A 16,885-nucleotide genomic window follows, 5' to 3' on the forward strand; every position below is an offset into this window, starting at 1 on the left:
TATTAGTTGTTTTAAATTTCTATTCCCGATAAGTTTTGGGACAATGAATAGCAATACTTCATGGTTGTGAAAATCGTTTCAATATTTCATATCCACATAAACGAAGTTTGCTAGTTTTTCTGATAAAACCAAGTGCTGTATAAAGTGGTTATTAAATTTGAAGCGTCTAATAGTTTTAATGGGAGTTAATAATAGCCCGCTCCTTTTCTGGTAACGCCCAAAAAACAAAAAAGCCCTCACGTTTTAAATGAAGGCTTTCGTTTTTAATATTTTAAAATGGTTTATGCAGAATTTCTACTGGCATTAATATTACCAAATAGAGAACGTGTTACAATCTTTTCGAAAATTAACTTTTCAGGATCGTCTGCAGCTACACCAGCTTTTTCAAACTCTTGTATTTTTTTAAGCGCGTATTGCTGTATAGTTAATAACGGTAAAACAATAGACTCTCTTACCTCAATAGAAGCTTTTCCAGAAGGCTCGTTTTCCATTAATTCTGTATAACCTGTTAGCTTTAACAACAATCTTTTAGTGGTTTTGTATTCTTCAAAAATGATGTTCCAAAAACCACCAAATTCTTCGTCTTTAGACATGTATTTTGTTAAATCGAAGAACGATTTTGTTAAGGACATCATACTGTTTTCTAAAAGTGTTTTAAAGAATTTAGAGTTATGGTAAAGTTGCTCTACTTTATGCCATTCGTTATTATCTTCATAAACTTTTAATGCTGTACCAACACCATAAAAACCAGGAACGTTTTGTTTTAACTGACTCCAAGACCCTACAAAAGGAATGGCTCTTAAGTCTGAAAACACTAGTTTATCTGATTTCCCACGTTTTGATGGTCTACTTCCAATATTGGTTTTTGCATAATATTTTAAAGTACTCATGCGCTCCAAATAAGGAATGAACATAGCGTGACTTTTAAAATCTTTATAAGTTTGGTAACTTGTTTCTGCAAGATCATTCATCACCGCTCTATCTTCATCAGATAAACGATTCTTTTCGCCATCAATTCTATTTTTAATACCAGAACTTATTAATTGCTCTAAGTTATATTGTGAAGAATCATTGGTTCCGAAATTAGAACTTACTGTTTGTCCTTGAATGGTAATTTGTACTTCTTTATCCTCAATGGTTGGCCCTAAAGATGAGTAGAAGTTATGTGTTTTTCCACCACCACGTGCTGGAGGTCCACCACGACCATCAAAGAATATAACCGTAATATCGTATTTTCTAGACATCTCAGTTAGTAACTCTTTGGCTTTGTAAATACCCCAGTTGGCCATTAAATAACCACCATCTTTTGTGCCATCAGAGAATCCTAACATAATATGTTGTTTGCTTCCTCTTGCTCTTAAATGAGCCATATATTCTGGGTTTAAGTACAATTGTTCCATAACCCCTGGTGCATTTTCTAAATCAGGAATAGTTTCAAATAAAGGCGCAACATCTACAGTTAAATCGTCTTTAAAAGCAACCATTCTTAACATAGCAAATAATTGCATCACATTTAATGCTGTTTGGTTGTTACTGATAATGTATCGGTTAGCACCACGCTCTCCATTGCTTTCTTGAATGTCTTTTATTATGGCTATGGTTTTTAATGTATTCCTTACCATTTCATCTTCAAAAGCATCTAAATCTCCAACATCATCGGTAGCTTTTGATAAAATTTCAATTTGTTCAGATTCAGATAAATCATGATAATTATCTGGAAAAGATGATTTTCCCGTAGCAATCAAAGCATCTATAACTGTAGTAAATACACTGTGGTGTATTCTACTATCTTGTCTAATATCCAGAGATGCAAATCTGTAATCAAAAAGATGTACTCTATTTATTAAGTTGTTAACCTCGTTTACATATAAAGATTGGTGCTCTTCAACAATAACATCTCTAATACTTAAAAGCTCTGCTCTTAGTTCTTTGGCGCTAATGGCTTTTTTAGTTTTTAAGTCGATGCTATACTCATACATGATAGTTTCAAGACGAATAATACGCTCTTCAACACCTCTAAAAGTTAATTTTTTTCTTAAGCCTCTTAAGTCTTGGTAATATTTTTTAAGAATAGATTTTTTTAATTTTTTGGCAACTTTTAAAGTAGTTTCTGGCTTTACAAACGGGTTTCCATCACGGTCTCCACCTGGCCAGAATCCAATATTTATAATATCGTTATGCTTTTTACCATCATCATAAATACTAGTTTGTATGTAATTATAGATATCACCAAATGATTTATAAAATACATTTTCAAGATACCACATTAAGCTTTTTGCTTCTTGATAAGGCGTTGGCTTTTTATGCTTGAAAAAAGGTGTTTTTCCTAATTGACCAAATAGATTATTTATTCCATTTAAATCATTATTCTTTATAGCTTCTGTTAGGTTTGTAATAATTCCTAAAACCGACCCTGGATAAAATTGTGTTGGGTGAGCAGTTAAAACAATACGAACCTTAAATTCTTCAAGAAAATCTTTTAGTTCTTCAAGATTTCCTTCAGATTTAGCAGAGCCTTTTAGGTTTCTTAAAGTACCTACGCCATCCATATTATTTACAGTAGAAAATGCTGCATCTTCAATGGCATCAAATAAAACAACTTGTCTTTCTATATATTGAATAAATCTAAACAATAAGTTTATCTGACTTTCCTTATTTCGTCTAGCCTGATATTTTTCAAAAAAGGTATCAACAATTGTTGTAGGATCATCGCCATTACTAAATCCTTTTTTACAAGTTTCATGGAATAAAGGAAGTAAAACTCCAGTTTTTGTTACAGCATCAAAAGGTAATGTCATAAATATACTATTGTATATTTGATATTTTGATAAAACGCTTTGATTGAATCTAGTTAATTTTGGCTCTACGGACATATATCGTTCTGTTGAAAATTAACCATAAAAATAGTGAAGCTTGAGTTAAAGAACACGTTGTTTAAAAAGATTTATCGATTTTTTTACATTCAGGATTTATGATTGTGAATAATTAAAAAAAAGTGATAATAAATAGGAATCTTCATAATAGAATTATCCTAGTAGATAAAATAAAACAGGGCGTAACTTAAAGTTGCGCCCTGTAAAAAGATGTTATGAGAATTTATTTTCCAAGCATTAACAATTCGCCACAAACAATTTCTGTGATGTAACGCTTGTTGCCATCTTTATCATCATAACTTCGCGATGTTAATTTTCCCTCAATCGCAACCTCTTTTCCTTTAGTTACATATTTCTCAATAATTTGAGCTGTTTTACCCCATGCAATAATATTATGCCATTGGGTATCTGTTATTTTTTCACCTTTGTTATTAGTGTAACTTTCATTTGTAGCAATATTAAATTTTGCTAATGTTTTTCCTGATTCTAGATTGATTATTTCAGGATCATTTCCTAAGTTACCAATCAACTGTACTTTGTTTCTAAGTGTGTTCATAATTTTAAATTTTTTCGTTAAACAGTTAATACTATCGAGTTCTTATGTTTCGACACTGCAAATATCTAACGGCTTCCAAATTTTATTCGGTTATTACTTGTTTAAATTCGTTTGTAAATGTTTGTAGTCGTTTGTAAACGGTTTAAAAATTTTGCTTACATTTGCATGAAATCAATTGTAATAAGGGTTATCATGCAAATGCAACAAATAAAAGAGACGTTAAAAAGTGTTGCAAGAACTATTTTGTCTCCTATTGAAGAATTGCGAAAAAGGTTAATGACTTTGGAGATTTCATTGTCTATTTTATTGATTTTAACACCAGCAATTTTAATTTGGTTGGATGGTTCGATAAGATCTAGCATTAGTAATTATGCATACTCAGATAGAAGCGAATGGTTTGTTTTTTTAATAACACTTGCCGCGTCTATGTTTATATATAATGGCACCGCTTGGAAAACTAAATGGTACAACATTATTCTAGGAATTACATTAGTAGGAGTTGTATTAACACCTCACTTAGAATTTGAAATTATACATTTAATATTTGCTATATTATTTTTTGCAGGCAGTGTTTTTGTTATGATATATTTTAGCTCAAAAAAGCAACGCTTAGCTAAAATTATTTGTGGGGTATTTATATTATTTGGTATAGCTAGCTATTATCTGTTTGAATGGTATTCATTATTTTGGGCTGAGTGGATAGGGATGTTACCTATATGTGTACATTTTATTGGAGAATCTTTAGGGAAAATAGATTAACAAATTATGATATTTGAAATAGAAACAGAGCGACTTATCTTGAGAGATATGAGACTAACTGATATAGACAGTATGTTTGAATTAGATTCAGATCCTGAAGTTCATAAATACCTTGGGAATAAACCTGTTAAAACTAAAGAAGAATCAAGGCGTATTATAGAAGGCGTTCTTAAACAGTATGAAGAAAGGGGTATTGGTCGATGGGTAGCCATTGAAAAAAAGACAGGAGAATGTATTGGCTGGTCGGGAATTAGATTAAACAATGAATATAACATGAATGGTTTTGATGAGTATTATGATGTTGGTTATAGGTTGATAAAACGATTCTGAGGAAAAGGTTATGCCACCGAATCTGGTAAAGCTGCAGTGGATTATGCATTTAATACTCTTAAATTATCAGAAATTTATGGAATAACAGAAATAGGGAATGAAGCATCTCACAATGCACTTTTAAAAATAGGATTACACTATGTTGAAGATTTTTATTTTGAAGAAGAAAAAATGAATCTTCGCTGGTATAAAATGGAAAATAAATAGATGGAACAAAAACAATGTTTAGAATGTGGCGACAAGATTGTTGGCAGAATTGATAAAAAATTCTGTAGTGATGGTTGCCGTAATGCGTATAATAATAAGGTTAATAAAGACAGTAAAAACTTAATTAGAAATACTAATAATAGATTGAGGAAAAATTACAGGATTTTAGAAGCACTAAATCCAAATCAAAAAACAAAAACATCTCGAGCAAAATTGATTGAAGCTGGTTTTGATTTTAATTATTTTACAAGTATTTACACTACAAAAGCTGGAACTATATATTACTTTGTATATGATCAGGGATATTTGCCTCTTGAAGGAGATTATTATGCTTTGGTAAAACGGGAGTAATTTTACCGTAACTTTTGTGCTTAATTTTATACTAATAAGCAATAACAAAAACCTATAAACTAAAAAATGAGCACACCAATTATTGTTACTATAGCTATTTGTGTTATTGCGTTATTGGCTTTTTTAATTTATTACTACCAGCCAAAAACAATTATATTAAGACGCTTAAAACACTTACCAAGTCAGCGTATAGGCAGTTTGAAAACTAAAACGTATTCTAAAGTTGAAGGGAAAGCTTTAAATATTGAAGAACCATTAATTGCGCCTTTAAGTAAACGTAAATGTGTGTTTTATAAAATGAAGATTCAAAAAAAAGTAAGTACTGGTAAAAGTTCTCATTGGAAAACAATTGTTCAAGAAGAGCATGTTCAAGATTTTTTTATTGAACAAACAGGAGAACGTATTGTTGTGCTCCCAACTGAATCTCCAAAAAATTATTACGATTATTTAGTAACTGATAAAAAAACAAGTTCTGGCTTATTTAAAGAACTCACGCCAGAATTTGCAGAACTTTTAAAGGCTTACAATATTAAAACTGAAAATATATTGGGTTTTAATAAACAGCTCCGTTACTCAGAAGCCATTGTAGAAGTTGGAGAGCGTATTACTGTAGCTGGTTATGTTAATTGGATGAAGTTAGATAATCCTGTAAAAGATTATAAATATTCTAGTATTGCATCAGTTACTGCAAAAGGGAAAGATAAAATTCTGATAACTGATAGTCCAGATGCATTAAAGCCTAAACACGGACGTGTATAAAAAAAGCTTTAGGTTATAGATAACCAAAAGCTTTTTTACGGTTAATGATAGATTGTATTTGTTAACCTTGTAATTTTACTCTAAAAAAAAGAATCAGAAAAACATGTTTACTTCCAATTTTGCCCTTTTAACTGCATGGCAGCTTTAAGAACATCTTTTTGACTTATTTGTCCAACTAATTTTCCATTTTCTACAATAGGAAAACGTCTGCGTTTAGCTTCTAAAAACTTTTTTGCAGCATCAAAAATATTCATATTACCATCAATAGTTTCAACATTACCTGCCATATGCTTCTCAATGGTTTGGTCTTGCATGGGCATGTTGTAATATCTACTTTCACTTATTTGCTTTATACAATCACCTTCAGAAATTATTCCGATAAGTTCATTTTTTTCATTAACAACTGGTCCTCCAGAAATTCTGTGTTTAATCAAAGATTGCATCACACTTTCAATGGATTGGTCAGGAGTAAATGTTATCAAACTTGTAGTCATGTAGTCGCTCACTGTTAACGACGTCGTGTCAGCAGTATTAGATTGCTGCCTTCTTGCTCCTTGAAAACTCTTTATTCCCATAAATATTTATTTTTTAGTAATCTTAAATATAGCTTTTTTTTTTGAAAATTCCTAAAACTCCTTTTGATTGTTAACCCAAAATGTATCAGATTATATAAGAATAATGTTATTTTTCCATAAATAATTAGCATTCTTTTAAGAGTTTAACTGCTATTTTTTTTTAGTTTTAGCCACTGAAATTAAATTTTATTAAAATGAAAAAATTATTTGGATTGGTTTTATTGACGGTTAGTTTTATGGCGGGTGCACAAACTAACTCAGAATTATTAAAACATTATGAAGCTTATTACAAGCAAATGAAATCTCAAGGAGATACTCAAGGGATTATTAATGCTATGACGCATTTGAACATATTAACACCATCTGAGGGAAGAAAAGATACCTTGGCGTATATATATATGAGTGGTAATCAATATATGCAAGCCCTTAATACCATTGGAATAGAGCAGAAAGCTACAGATTCTGATATTGCAGTTGAGGTTAAAGCAGTGTCTTTAAAATCTCTTAAACAACCTAAACTTGCTATTGAGCATTTTGATGAAATGTTTAAAAGACAACCAAATGCATTAATAGCTTACGAATTAGCAGAACTTAATATGCAAATTAAAAATGTAGCAGAAACAGATAAGCATATTGCGTATGGTTTAGCAAATTCTAAAGCAGAGGATAAAAAAGCTTTTTATGAAACTCAAACACCTTACGAGGTGCCATTAAAAGCAGCTTTTATGTATTTAGATGCATTATCAACATTTGGTAAAGACAACAAAGCTAATATTGATGCAGCTGTTGATATTTTAGATGCAACCCTGAAAGAAGCTCCTAACTTTAACTTAATTCAAATTACAAAAAACGAATTATTAAGGCAAAAGCAAGTATTACAACAAGCGGCTCAACCAAAAAACTAACACCAGTAAGTAAAAACAAAAAAAGGAGTTTCTAATATATTAGAAACTCCTTTTTTTGTTTAATTTAAATTCTAAGGCCGCTCAATAGAACGATTATCAAATTCTACTTTTTTATTCATTTGGAAACTTAGTGTGTAAAACGACACAAAAAATTCTTTTATAGTTTCTAGAAGTTCTTCTTTACTAGTAGTAGATAAATTTGTTAAACTCTCTAGCTTAAGAATTTTAGTTTCCAAAACCAAAACTCTAGCTGTAATGGATGGAGAGTTCACCTGTTCAGGAATATTATCTTTTAATTCTCTTAAAAGTAATTTTACAGTTGCCTTACTATCATCAAAAAAAGTTAAATCTCCTTTTTTAATATCTGCTACTAAATCTTCAACTTGTATATATTCATCCCAATCTGCAATAATGTCTTCCGTTTTAGAGTCTAAAGCATATTCAATATACTTTAATTTAGAAACGTCTAACTCTGTAATTTCTTGACTTTTTGTTTGCTCAATTTCCGTTTCATCAGTAATTTCTTGAGTTTTTTTACAAGCGGAGAATAATAATAAAAAACTTAAAATATATAAGGGTTTAGCAAACATTACGCATCATTTAAAAAGTAGTATAGTGCAAATATATAGTAAACGTTTATTTTTTAATTGATTAACTAAAAATGAAATTGATAATATTTCGAATTTTTAATGCATTATTATCAATAAAAACTTATTATTTTTGAAATATCTTTATAATACAATGATTTAACAATGTCTAAAATACTAATAATTGGTGCTGGTGGACAAATTGGTTCGGAATTAACCTATAAGCTTAGAAGTCTATATGGTGATGATAATGTTGTAGCTACAGATATTAATCAGAACAATTTAGATATTGTTAATTCTGGTATTTTTGAAATTCTTGATGCTAAAGATTATGATGGCATAAAAAGCTGTGTTGAAAGACATGATATTGATACCGTATATTTAATGGCAGCCATGTTAAGTGCAACTGGTGAAAAATTTCCAGAAAAAGCTTGGAATTTAAACATGGACTCTCTGTTTCATGTACTGAATTTAGCACGAGATAAGTTTATAAAAAAAATATTTTGGCCGTCAAGTATAGCTGTTTTTGGTCCTACAACACCAACAAAATACACACCACAATATACAATCATGGAGCCATCAACAGTTTATGGGATTACCAAACAAGTAGGAGAACGTTGGTGTGAATATTACTATAATAAATACGATGTAGATGTTAGAAGCATCCGTTATCCTGGGATAATTAGCTGGAAAGCATTACCAGGTGGAGGTACAACCGATTATGCAGTAGAAATATATCACGAAGCTGTAAAAACAAAATCGTACGAATGCTTTTTGAAACCAGATACAGAACTTCCTATGATGTTTATGGATGATGCTATAAAAGCAACTCTTGATATTATGGCAGCCCAATCTGCTGATATAAAAATAAGATCGTCTTACAATTTAGCAGCCATTAGTTTTACACCCAAAGAAGTTGTAGAATCTATAAAAAAGCAAATTCCAGAGTTTAATATAACGTACAAACCAGATTACAGGCAAGATATTGCAGATAGCTGGCCAAAAAGCATAAACGACTCTTATGCAAGACAAGATTGGAACTGGAAACATGCATTTTCTCTAGAAGATATAACCGAAGAAATGATTTTTCAACTTAACAAAAAGTATAACAGTATTTCAGAAACCTCATAAACCGAGACTTTTGTGGAGCACTCGGTTAATTTGTATATTTGGCTACCCTAAATCTTAATTATTATGCTAGAAAATTTTTGGTTTAATGTAGAATACGGCATCAATCATGTGCTAGATATTAATGCCTACGATCACGTTTTATTTCTTATCGTTTTAACGGTACCATATGTATTTAAAGATTGGAAACGTGTATTATTACTCGTTTCTATGTTCACACTTGGGCATACGCTATCATTAGTTTTAGCGGCTTACAATGTGGTAAGTGTAAACGCCACCGTTGTAGAATTCCTTATACCTATTACCATTTTAATAGTCGCTCTTTTTAACGTATTTACCTCAGGTAAAGGTGCACAACGAGAAAAAGTTGGTGTGCTATTCTTGTCTACCCTATTTTTTGGTTTAGTGCACGGTTTAGGTTTTGCACGCGAGTTTCAAATGCTATTGGGAGACACCGATAACAAACTCGTTTTACTTCTAGAATTTGCCCTTGGTATCGAGCTTGCACAAGTCATCATCGTATTTGTCGTCCTCTTTTTAGGCTACGTAGTACAAACCATTTTCAGGTTCACAAAACGCGATTGGATTATGGTTATTTCCGCCATTGTAGTCGGTTTGGTTATCCCCATGATTTTAAATTCCGATTTCCTGTCTTAAAAAATTATTTGAGCGTTACCACAAGGGTCGGGCTTTCATTACTCGCTCCTCCTTTGGTCGGGAGCTCAAACATACCATTCAATCCCTAACGCGGGTTAGGTGCTTTAAACCAAACTTTCGTAAAACTTTAACGCATTTAGCGTTGTAATTAAAATACTAACTAACTATATTCGTTATACGAGAAGTGCGTTAAGGATAGAAGCGGCATCCTTTTGCTTTTTCTGCAAAAGATATAGCGGATAGCCTGACCCGAATTACTATAAACCTCAAGATTTACTAGAAATATTAAATGAGGGTAACGCCCAAATAAAAAGTTAATGCCAAAAAACAAACAACTTAAGTACGATAAAGCCTATTTAAGAATTGCGCAAGAGTGGGGAAAATTATCGTATTGCAAACGGAAGCAAGTAGGTGCGATAATTGTTAAGGATAGAATGATAATTTCGGACGGGTACAACGGCACACCATCGGGCTTTGAGAATTTTTGTGAAGACGAGGAAGGTTACACTAAGTGGTACGTGTTGCATGCAGAGGCTAATGCTATTTTAAAAGTGGCAGCATCTACACAATCATGCAAAGGTGCAACGCTTTATATTACATTATCACCATGTAAAGAATGTAGCAAACTAATACACCAAGCGGGTATTGTAAAAGTGGTTTATAATAAAGGTTATAAGGATGATTCTGGTTTAAAATTTTTGGAAAGAGCGGGGATTGAGTTAGAACTTATTGAAGATTTAAAAGCATAATGGCGTTTCAAAAAAAATATTTACCCTTAGTTTTAGGTGTTGCTATTGCAATAGGCATTTTAATTGGCGGAAAATTAGATTTTGCCGACTCGCCAGATCGCTTATTTTCTACAAATAGTAAAAAAGATAAACTTAACAGACTTATAGATTACATTGAATACGATTATGTTGATGATGTAAATACGGATAGCATTGTAGATGTAACGGTTAATGGTATTTTAGATAATCTAGATCCGCACTCGGTTTACATTCCTGAGGAGGAAATGGCTCGTGCTGCAGAAGAAATGAAAGGCGATTTTGTAGGTATTGGCGTTAGTTTTTACACCTACAGAGATACTATAGCTGTAATTCGCGCTATTGAAAATGGACCAAGTGCAAAAGCAGGCATAAAAGGAGGTGATAGAATTATAACTGCAAACGGCGATTCTTTATTTGGAAAACACCTTGAAGACGGTGAGCTTATAAAGAAGTTAAAAGGCGAAATAAACTCTAAAGTAAAACTGGAAGTTTACAGGCGCGGAGAGCCAGAACTTTTAAAATTTACAGTAAAACGTGGTACCATACCTATTAAAAGTGTTGATGCAGCGTATATGCTAACCGAGAAATTGGGATATATAAAAATCAATCGTTTTGCAGAGTCTACTTATAAAGAATTTAAAGCAGGAATTGAAAAATTAGAAGCTCTAGGTGCTACAGAAATAGCATTGGATTTGCGTGATAATCCTGGAGGTATTTTAAACATTTCAAAACAAATTGTAGATGAATTTTTAGAAGACGATAAACTCATTTTGTTTACTAAAAATAAACGGGGTGATGTTGAAAATTATTATGCTACAAGCAAAGGCGATTTTGAAGATGGTAAGGTCTATGTTTTGATAGACGAGAATTCTGCTTCGGCAAGCGAGATTGTTGCGGGGGCTTTACAGGATCATGATAAAGGTACCATTGTTGGGAGGCGCTCTTACGGAAAAGGACTCGTACAACGCGAAATGGATTTAGGAGATGGTAGTGCTATACGTTTAACAGTGTCTCGTTATTACACGCCAACAGGTCGTTCTATTCAGCGGCCTTATAATAATGGTAATAAAGATTATTACGATGAGTATTTTGAAAGGTTAAATAGCGGAGAATTGCTAGATCCTGAAAAAATAAAAGTTGACGATTCTTTAAAATTCAGAACCCCAGAAGGTAAAATTGTTTATGGTGGTGGCGGTATTATTCCAGATGTTTTTGTGCCTATTGATAATAGCATGCAAAACGAAACGTTGTCTTTTTTAAGACGACGCGGATTTTTTGGAAATTTTGTATTTGAAGAATTGGAAAAAGACCGCCATGTATATGATGATGCTACCAGACAAGATTTTATAGATACTTTTGAAGTAGGAGACGATTTAGTTTTTGCATTTCAAGATTACTTAAACCTCAGAACCGAATCTAAAGTTACTTTTGTAGCCTATCATGAAGAAGTAAAACAATATATAAAAGCCACTCTTGCAGATCAGCTTTTTGGTGCTGGTGCTTTTGAAGAGGTTTTTAATCAGCGCGATATTATGATTGATGAGGTGATTAAATTGAGTGATGGGAAATAGGTTTGTCATTCCTGCGCAGGCAGGAATCTCTTAAATTGAAACTCAAAGTTAAAAAATTTTTCTTTATAAGACTGTATTTTATGGGTTTCTCACAGCGTCAATATGATTTTTCATAACTACTAAGTAGGAATTTACGATAAATTTATTAGATTTACTTCATAGCAAAATCTCTCTCTTAAAAGTTTAATAGCATATAGTAATTAATTTATTAATCTTAATTATATATGTTTATGAAAATTTATTTTAAAATGATCCCAAACCTCAAGACGTTACTTTTTTTTATGTTTAATGGCTTTATTCTTTTTTGGTTGTGAAAAGGAAACTAATTTAGAACAAGTAGAAACCATAGAAGAATCTCAAGAGTCACCATTAAGTATTACAGTAGTTGGAAGTGATAAAATTGAACAGAATCAAGGTTTGTTTCAGCACTTACAAGGGTTTAGTAATAAAACCGAAGGTGTAAAAACATCTAATGAACATGATTTTGTAATAGATACTCATCATGTAAGTCATATAATTAATACCGATGAGGATTATGAATCTTATACGTTTCCAATTTATAGAGATGAATTTAATCCTAATAAGTTAGAGAATTTGTTAGTATCTGTTTTTCCAAATGGTACGTATAATACTATATTAGTTACCTACGGAAAAGTCGAAGGAGAAAACACATTTAGTGAAGTTATTGGAATAGAACAGGTTCAAAATAGTGAAGGTCTGTTTTCTAAATTAACGCAAACATGTGTGAATGTTGCTCATGAGTGTTGTTGGAAAGGAAACCATTCAGACGGGAGGAACCCTGATGGAAGTAAATGTCTAGCACATTCCGTTTGTTATTCAAGGTTTTGCACTAGTGGAGGTGGTGGAAGTCCAACAGTCATTCCTACTTATAGTAATACAGGAAATACCTCAGGAGAAACAGGAGAGGAGGGCGTTCAAGTTCTGGACCCGCTGGAGATACAACAACACAAACTATTTCGCCAGTACAAGAAATTATGAACTGTATGGGTTCTAATTTATTAGAAATTGAAGGAGCAACTAACTGGTTGTCTAATTCAGATAATATATTTAAGGTTAGAGTAATAAATGATTATTTAAAACAAAATAGTTGTAATGCTGAATCTAAAAATTTTAGTGAATTAGCTGTTGAGGCTTGGTTGAATGATGGGGATTTGGAATTTGAAAAATTAGAGAAATTTTATGTTCAAATGAATAAAGAATGTCAAGCTGAGAAAGTTTTCGATTTAATAATCAATAGTAATGTATCTTTGACAAATTTTATTAAAAATGAATTTGGAAAAAGTACTGAACATCATATACAATTTGAGGACATAGATTTACCTGATGATGTAATTGCTGGGACTATTTTCCCTGACGAACCAATTTTAAACGATGAAGGTCAAAATGGAATCATATTAAATTTTGATAACTCTTATTTAGATAATGCATCTAATTTATCAATAGTGTTAACGGCTGCTCATGAGTTTGTACATATTCGTTTGGGCTATTTATATATTAAAGGTGAATTGCTTAATGTATATCCAGATTATACAGATATAAATGATGCTTTTATAACTTATTATGATGATAAGAGTAATGCGAATAGAACTGCCTTAGATCAATCAATGCACGATGTTTATGATGACTTTTTAGATGAAATAACAGATAGTGTATTTAATTATGCAACAAATAATAATATTACTGGTGCTACAAGAGATTATTGTGAAAAAATGGTCTTAGGTGCGCATCAAAATACTAATGCATTCCAAGGTTTAACTCCAGAACAACAAACGGAATATTCAACAATAATAGTAAACGAAAATGAAGGTAAGGCAAATGCTAAAGGTTCTAAATGTGAATAAAATTATAATGTTTATAATAATGATAATCATCATTGTTTCTTGCTCATCTTCTGAAAAGAAGAGTGAAGACATCTCTTTATTGAAGGTCTATATAGAAAATTATAAAGACAAACAAAAGAAAGATTCTGTCTTCTTAGGTTTGGATAACACTAATAGCGAAGTATTTAAAATCATTAGAAAATATAATTCAAAATCTGAGGTTATACCTGATGAGTTGAAAAATGTCTTTACAAAAAAGAATTATGATTATTTGAAGAAGCAGATGACCAAAGAAAACAGTGTTTGGGAATTAGACTTCACTAATTTAGATAATGTTTTTTCTGTAAAAAATTATCCTCATAAAAATAATTTGGAAGTTATCTATTTATCTAAACCTATTTATACTGTTGATGGGGAATATGGACTCATACAGAAATTACAAAAGACTGATGAAAATGTCTATTTTATATCTTCAGTTGAAGTTTATAAAAGGTATGATGAGATTTGGAAAAAAATTTCAGATATAAGTCGCTATTAGTAGGAATTTTTTTAAACTACTTTAAAAACATAACCTGCCGTCATTAGTCTTTAATAAATTGCGGTAAGAGTATGAACAATAAAAAGCCACATTTTAGAACAAAATGTGGCTTTTTATTTTATAAGTTTTCAACCTTATCATGCACCTTAGCATGTTTCCCACCATTCCAAAGCGTTAAAATATCAGTAGCTACATGTGCGCCACTTCCAGAGGCCATAGCAAATTGACTGCGCCACCCTGCTAACGTTCCTGCAACATATAAATTCTTTTCAATTAAATGGTCTGTATTTTTTAACCAAATACGGTCTTTTTCAATAGCTGCTCTTGGATGCGGTTCAATATAATGTTCTAAACCTTTAATCGTCATTAAATTGGTGTAGCCAACAGCAATAACAACAATTTTAGTTTTGTACAAACTCTTGTTAGTCTTGATAAAAAAAGAGTCAGGGCCTTTTGAAATGGCTAAAACTTTTTCATTTTCAATTTGCTCAATATGTGGATACAAATTTGAAAGCTGTGCTTTTCCGCTTTCTAAAATTGAAGCGCCAGTTGTTCCAGGAGCTAATCCTAAAACGTTATTAAATAAAGCGGTTTGTAAATGCGAGGTTTTTTGATGCGTAATAATACCAATAGTTTTATTAGCTGCATAAGCTTTTGGTTTAGCAGATCCTAAAACCAAGGCGCAAGACATACCAGCGGCACCACCACCAATTATTAATGCATCATACATAATTAAATTCTTTATTTCTTTCCTTTTACTTGGTCTTCAATACGTTTAGAAGTTCTTAAAATAGCCATCATAACTATTACACAGAGTGAAGCAACAATGGTTATAATTGCAATAATACTATCACCTTCAAAAGGGGCATTAAAGTCAACTTTAGTAAAATTAAAAATGATTAATCCTAAAGCAATAACACTAAGTAGTATGGTGAAAATTTTCATTTATTTATAACTTTTAATATCGTTTTACTAAGATAATCTTTGTTTTTCAAATACCTCTATTTGTATTTAAGCAAGATCAAATAATGCTTTTATATTATGTGCAAATAATTTAACAGCTATAGCTAGTAAAATAACACCAAAAACTTTTCGGATTATATTAATACCATTGGCACCCAAAAAACGTTCAATTCTAGAAGATGTTTTAAGTACAATGTAAATAATAACCACATTCATTAAAACGGCAACAATAATGTTTTCTATACTAAACTCAGCTCTTAACGAAAGTAGCGTTGTTAAACTACCAGGACCAGCAATAAGCGGAAATGCTAATGGGAAAACAGCAGTTGTCATTGATGCATTTTCATCTTGCTTATAAAGTGTGATACCTAAAATCATTTCTAAAGCAATAAAAAATAATATAAAGGCACCAGCTACGGCAAAAGAGTTTACATCAATACCTATAAGATTTAAAATACTGTTTCCTAAAAACAAAAATATAATCAAAATAATACCTGCTATTAAAGAGGCTTTTTCACTTTGGATATGGCCAGCTTTTTTTCTTAAATCAATAACAATTGGAATGTTTCCAACAATATCAATCACCGCAAACAATACCATGAATGCTGTGAATATTTCTTTGAAGTTAAACTGCATAATTTGAGCGTTTTATATTAAAAAAAGGTCTTGCATTTTTTTTGCAAATCCTATTGAATTGTCATTCTCGCGGATGCGGGAATCTAAAATTAAAAATTCTAATTATAGAAGGTTTTTAATTTTCCGCAAAAGTATAGCATTATTAATTAAATATCTTAAAAAAGTACTCCAAAGTTTATCTATTTTTGCATAAGCTTTTAATATATTTTTTATGTTTCAATTAGGGAAAACTATAGTTTCAGAAGACATTATAGAAAAAGATTTTATGTGCAATTTATCTGCATGTAAAGGAGCGTGTTGTGTTGATGGAGATGCAGGAGCACCACTAGATGCTGATGAAGCAAAAATTTTAAAAGAAATTTACCCAAAAGTGAAGCCTTTTTTGCGTCAAGAAGGCATTGAGGCTATAGAATCTCAAGGCGCATATATTACCACAGAAGAAGGTGAATTAGAAACGCCGTTAATTAATGGTGCAGATTGTGCCTATGTTATTTTTAATGAAAAAAAAGTGGCGCTTTGTGGTATTGAAGAAGCTTATAATCAAGGCGAGGTGACTTGGAAGAAACCTGTATCTTGTCATTTATATCCAATTCGTGTTCAAGATTATTCTGAATTTTCTGCAGTAAACTATCATAAATGGCAAATTTGTGATGATGCTTGTACACTTGGAAAAGAATTACAAATTCCTGTCTATAAATTTGTGAAAGAAGCGCTCATAAGAAAATTTGGTGAGGATTGGTATATGGAGCTCGAAAAAGTTGCAAAAAACTTTTAAAAACAAGGCTAAAGTACTGTGAAAATAAGGCTTGCGACGCATGCAAATCTTTTATTTGAATTCCTTTTGTAATTCCAGTAAATTAATTTTAATAAATTGATTTACAG

The 16,885-nt window shown here is 31.4% G+C and carries 19 protein-coding genes and 1 pseudogene; 13 read left to right on the plus strand and 7 right to left on the minus strand.

The annotated features are described in order from the left end of the window. Window positions 1–281: 281 nt before the first annotated feature. Both DIS18_RS06105 and DIS18_RS06110 read right to left on the minus strand, forming a co-directional pair. On the minus strand, window positions 282–2,873 hold the full coding sequence (locus DIS18_RS06105) for a phosphoenolpyruvate carboxylase (protein WP_109352118.1): 2,592 nt from the start codon (window positions 2,871–2,873) through the stop codon (window positions 282–284). 223 nt (window positions 2,874–3,096) lie between these two features. Further along, window positions 3,097–3,429 (minus strand): single-stranded DNA-binding protein, encoded by a 333-nt coding sequence (locus DIS18_RS06110; RefSeq protein ID WP_109352119.1) that lies wholly within the window; start codon window positions 3,427–3,429, stop codon window positions 3,097–3,099. A gap of 165 nt (window positions 3,430–3,594) precedes the next feature. On the opposite strand from DIS18_RS06110, the gene DIS18_RS06115 reads away from it, so the two are divergent. From DIS18_RS06115 to DIS18_RS06130, 4 genes and pseudogenes are all read left to right on the plus strand, one after another. Beyond that, window positions 3,595–4,188, plus strand: a complete 594-nt coding sequence (locus tag DIS18_RS06115; protein WP_146191805.1) for a DUF7103 family protein — start codon at window positions 3,595–3,597, stop codon at window positions 4,186–4,188. 6 nt (window positions 4,189–4,194) lie between these two features. Next, window positions 4,195–4,725: pseudogene (locus DIS18_RS06120) on the plus strand (GNAT family N-acetyltransferase). Next, window positions 4,726–5,076, plus strand: a complete 351-nt coding sequence (locus tag DIS18_RS06125) for a hypothetical protein (protein WP_109352121.1) — start codon at window positions 4,726–4,728, stop codon at window positions 5,074–5,076. Window positions 5,077–5,142: 66 nt separating this feature from the next. Further along, complete coding sequence (locus tag DIS18_RS06130; RefSeq protein WP_109352122.1) at window positions 5,143–5,835, plus strand: hypothetical protein; 693 nt, start codon at window positions 5,143–5,145, stop codon at window positions 5,833–5,835. Window positions 5,836–5,942: 107 nt separating this feature from the next. Here DIS18_RS06130 and DIS18_RS06135 read toward each other — a convergent pair whose 3' ends face one another. After that, complete coding sequence (locus DIS18_RS06135; protein WP_109352123.1) at window positions 5,943–6,410, minus strand: CBS domain-containing protein; 468 nt, start codon at window positions 6,408–6,410, stop codon at window positions 5,943–5,945. Between the two features lie 194 nt (window positions 6,411–6,604). Between DIS18_RS06135 and DIS18_RS06140 the strand changes: the two genes are divergently transcribed. After that, window positions 6,605–7,315 (plus strand): hypothetical protein, encoded by a 711-nt coding sequence (locus DIS18_RS06140; protein ID WP_109352124.1) that lies wholly within the window; start codon window positions 6,605–6,607, stop codon window positions 7,313–7,315. A 71-nt stretch (window positions 7,316–7,386) separates the two neighbouring features. Here the strand turns inward: DIS18_RS06140 and DIS18_RS06145 are convergent, their stop codons facing one another. Then, window positions 7,387–7,905, minus strand: coding sequence for a hypothetical protein (locus DIS18_RS06145; RefSeq protein WP_109352125.1), 519 nt, complete (start codon window positions 7,903–7,905; stop codon window positions 7,387–7,389). Between the two features lie 162 nt (window positions 7,906–8,067). On the opposite strand from DIS18_RS06145, the gene DIS18_RS06150 reads away from it, so the two are divergent. The 7 genes from DIS18_RS06150 (at window position 8,068) to DIS18_RS06180 (ending at window position 14,404) form a co-directional block, all read left to right on the plus strand. Beyond that, window positions 8,068–9,033 (plus strand): NAD-dependent epimerase/dehydratase family protein, encoded by a 966-nt coding sequence (locus DIS18_RS06150; protein WP_109352126.1) that lies wholly within the window; start codon window positions 8,068–8,070, stop codon window positions 9,031–9,033. Window positions 9,034–9,096: 63 nt separating this feature from the next. Then, window positions 9,097–9,687 (plus strand): HupE/UreJ family protein, encoded by a 591-nt coding sequence (locus DIS18_RS06155; RefSeq protein ID WP_109352127.1) that lies wholly within the window; start codon window positions 9,097–9,099, stop codon window positions 9,685–9,687. A 317-nt stretch (window positions 9,688–10,004) separates the two neighbouring features. Further along, window positions 10,005–10,436 (plus strand): deoxycytidylate deaminase, encoded by a 432-nt coding sequence (locus DIS18_RS06160; RefSeq protein ID WP_109352128.1) that lies wholly within the window; start codon window positions 10,005–10,007, stop codon window positions 10,434–10,436. Next, a complete protein-coding gene (locus DIS18_RS06165) occupies window positions 10,436–12,025 on the plus strand; it encodes a S41 family peptidase (RefSeq protein WP_109352129.1) in 1,590 nt (529 codons plus the stop codon). The genes DIS18_RS06160 and DIS18_RS06165 overlap by 1 nt, the downstream gene beginning before the upstream one ends. 288 nt (window positions 12,026–12,313) lie before the next feature. Beyond that, window positions 12,314–13,024 carry a hypothetical protein gene (locus DIS18_RS06170; RefSeq protein ID WP_109352130.1) on the plus strand — a complete coding sequence of 237 codons (711 nt, stop codon included), beginning with the start codon at window positions 12,314–12,316 and terminating at the stop codon, window positions 13,022–13,024. A 5-nt stretch (window positions 13,025–13,029) separates the two neighbouring features. Next, window positions 13,030–13,887: a hypothetical protein gene (locus DIS18_RS06175; RefSeq protein WP_109352131.1), complete on the plus strand. Its 858-nt coding sequence runs from the start codon at window positions 13,030–13,032 to the stop codon at window positions 13,885–13,887. Window positions 13,888–13,906: 19 nt separating this feature from the next. Continuing rightward, window positions 13,907–14,404, plus strand: a complete 498-nt coding sequence (locus DIS18_RS06180; RefSeq protein WP_146191806.1) for a hypothetical protein — start codon at window positions 13,907–13,909, stop codon at window positions 14,402–14,404. Window positions 14,405–14,522: 118 nt separating this feature from the next. Here DIS18_RS06180 and DIS18_RS06185 read toward each other — a convergent pair whose 3' ends face one another. The 3 genes from DIS18_RS06185 to DIS18_RS06195 form a co-directional block, all read right to left on the minus strand. Continuing rightward, window positions 14,523–15,134 carry an FAD-dependent oxidoreductase gene (locus DIS18_RS06185; protein WP_109352133.1) on the minus strand — a complete coding sequence of 204 codons (612 nt, stop codon included), beginning with the start codon at window positions 15,132–15,134 and terminating at the stop codon, window positions 14,523–14,525. Window positions 15,135–15,145: 11 nt separating this feature from the next. Next, window positions 15,146–15,349 (minus strand): hypothetical protein, encoded by a 204-nt coding sequence (locus DIS18_RS06190; protein WP_109352134.1) that lies wholly within the window; start codon window positions 15,347–15,349, stop codon window positions 15,146–15,148. Between the two features lie 66 nt (window positions 15,350–15,415). Continuing rightward, the gene (locus DIS18_RS06195; RefSeq protein WP_109352135.1) at window positions 15,416–16,003 is read right to left on the minus strand and encodes a MarC family protein; all 588 of its coding nucleotides are present in this window, start codon (window positions 16,001–16,003) and stop codon (window positions 15,416–15,418) included. A 211-nt stretch (window positions 16,004–16,214) separates the two neighbouring features. Between DIS18_RS06195 and DIS18_RS06200 the strand changes: the two genes are divergently transcribed. Further along, complete coding sequence (locus tag DIS18_RS06200; RefSeq protein ID WP_109352136.1) at window positions 16,215–16,778, plus strand: DUF3109 family protein; 564 nt, start codon at window positions 16,215–16,217, stop codon at window positions 16,776–16,778. The last annotated feature ends 107 nt before the right edge of the window (window positions 16,779–16,885 follow it).

Source organism: Algibacter marinivivus (assembly GCF_003143755.1).
Lineage (GTDB): Bacteria > Bacteroidota > Bacteroidia > Flavobacteriales > Flavobacteriaceae > Algibacter_B > Algibacter_B marinivivus.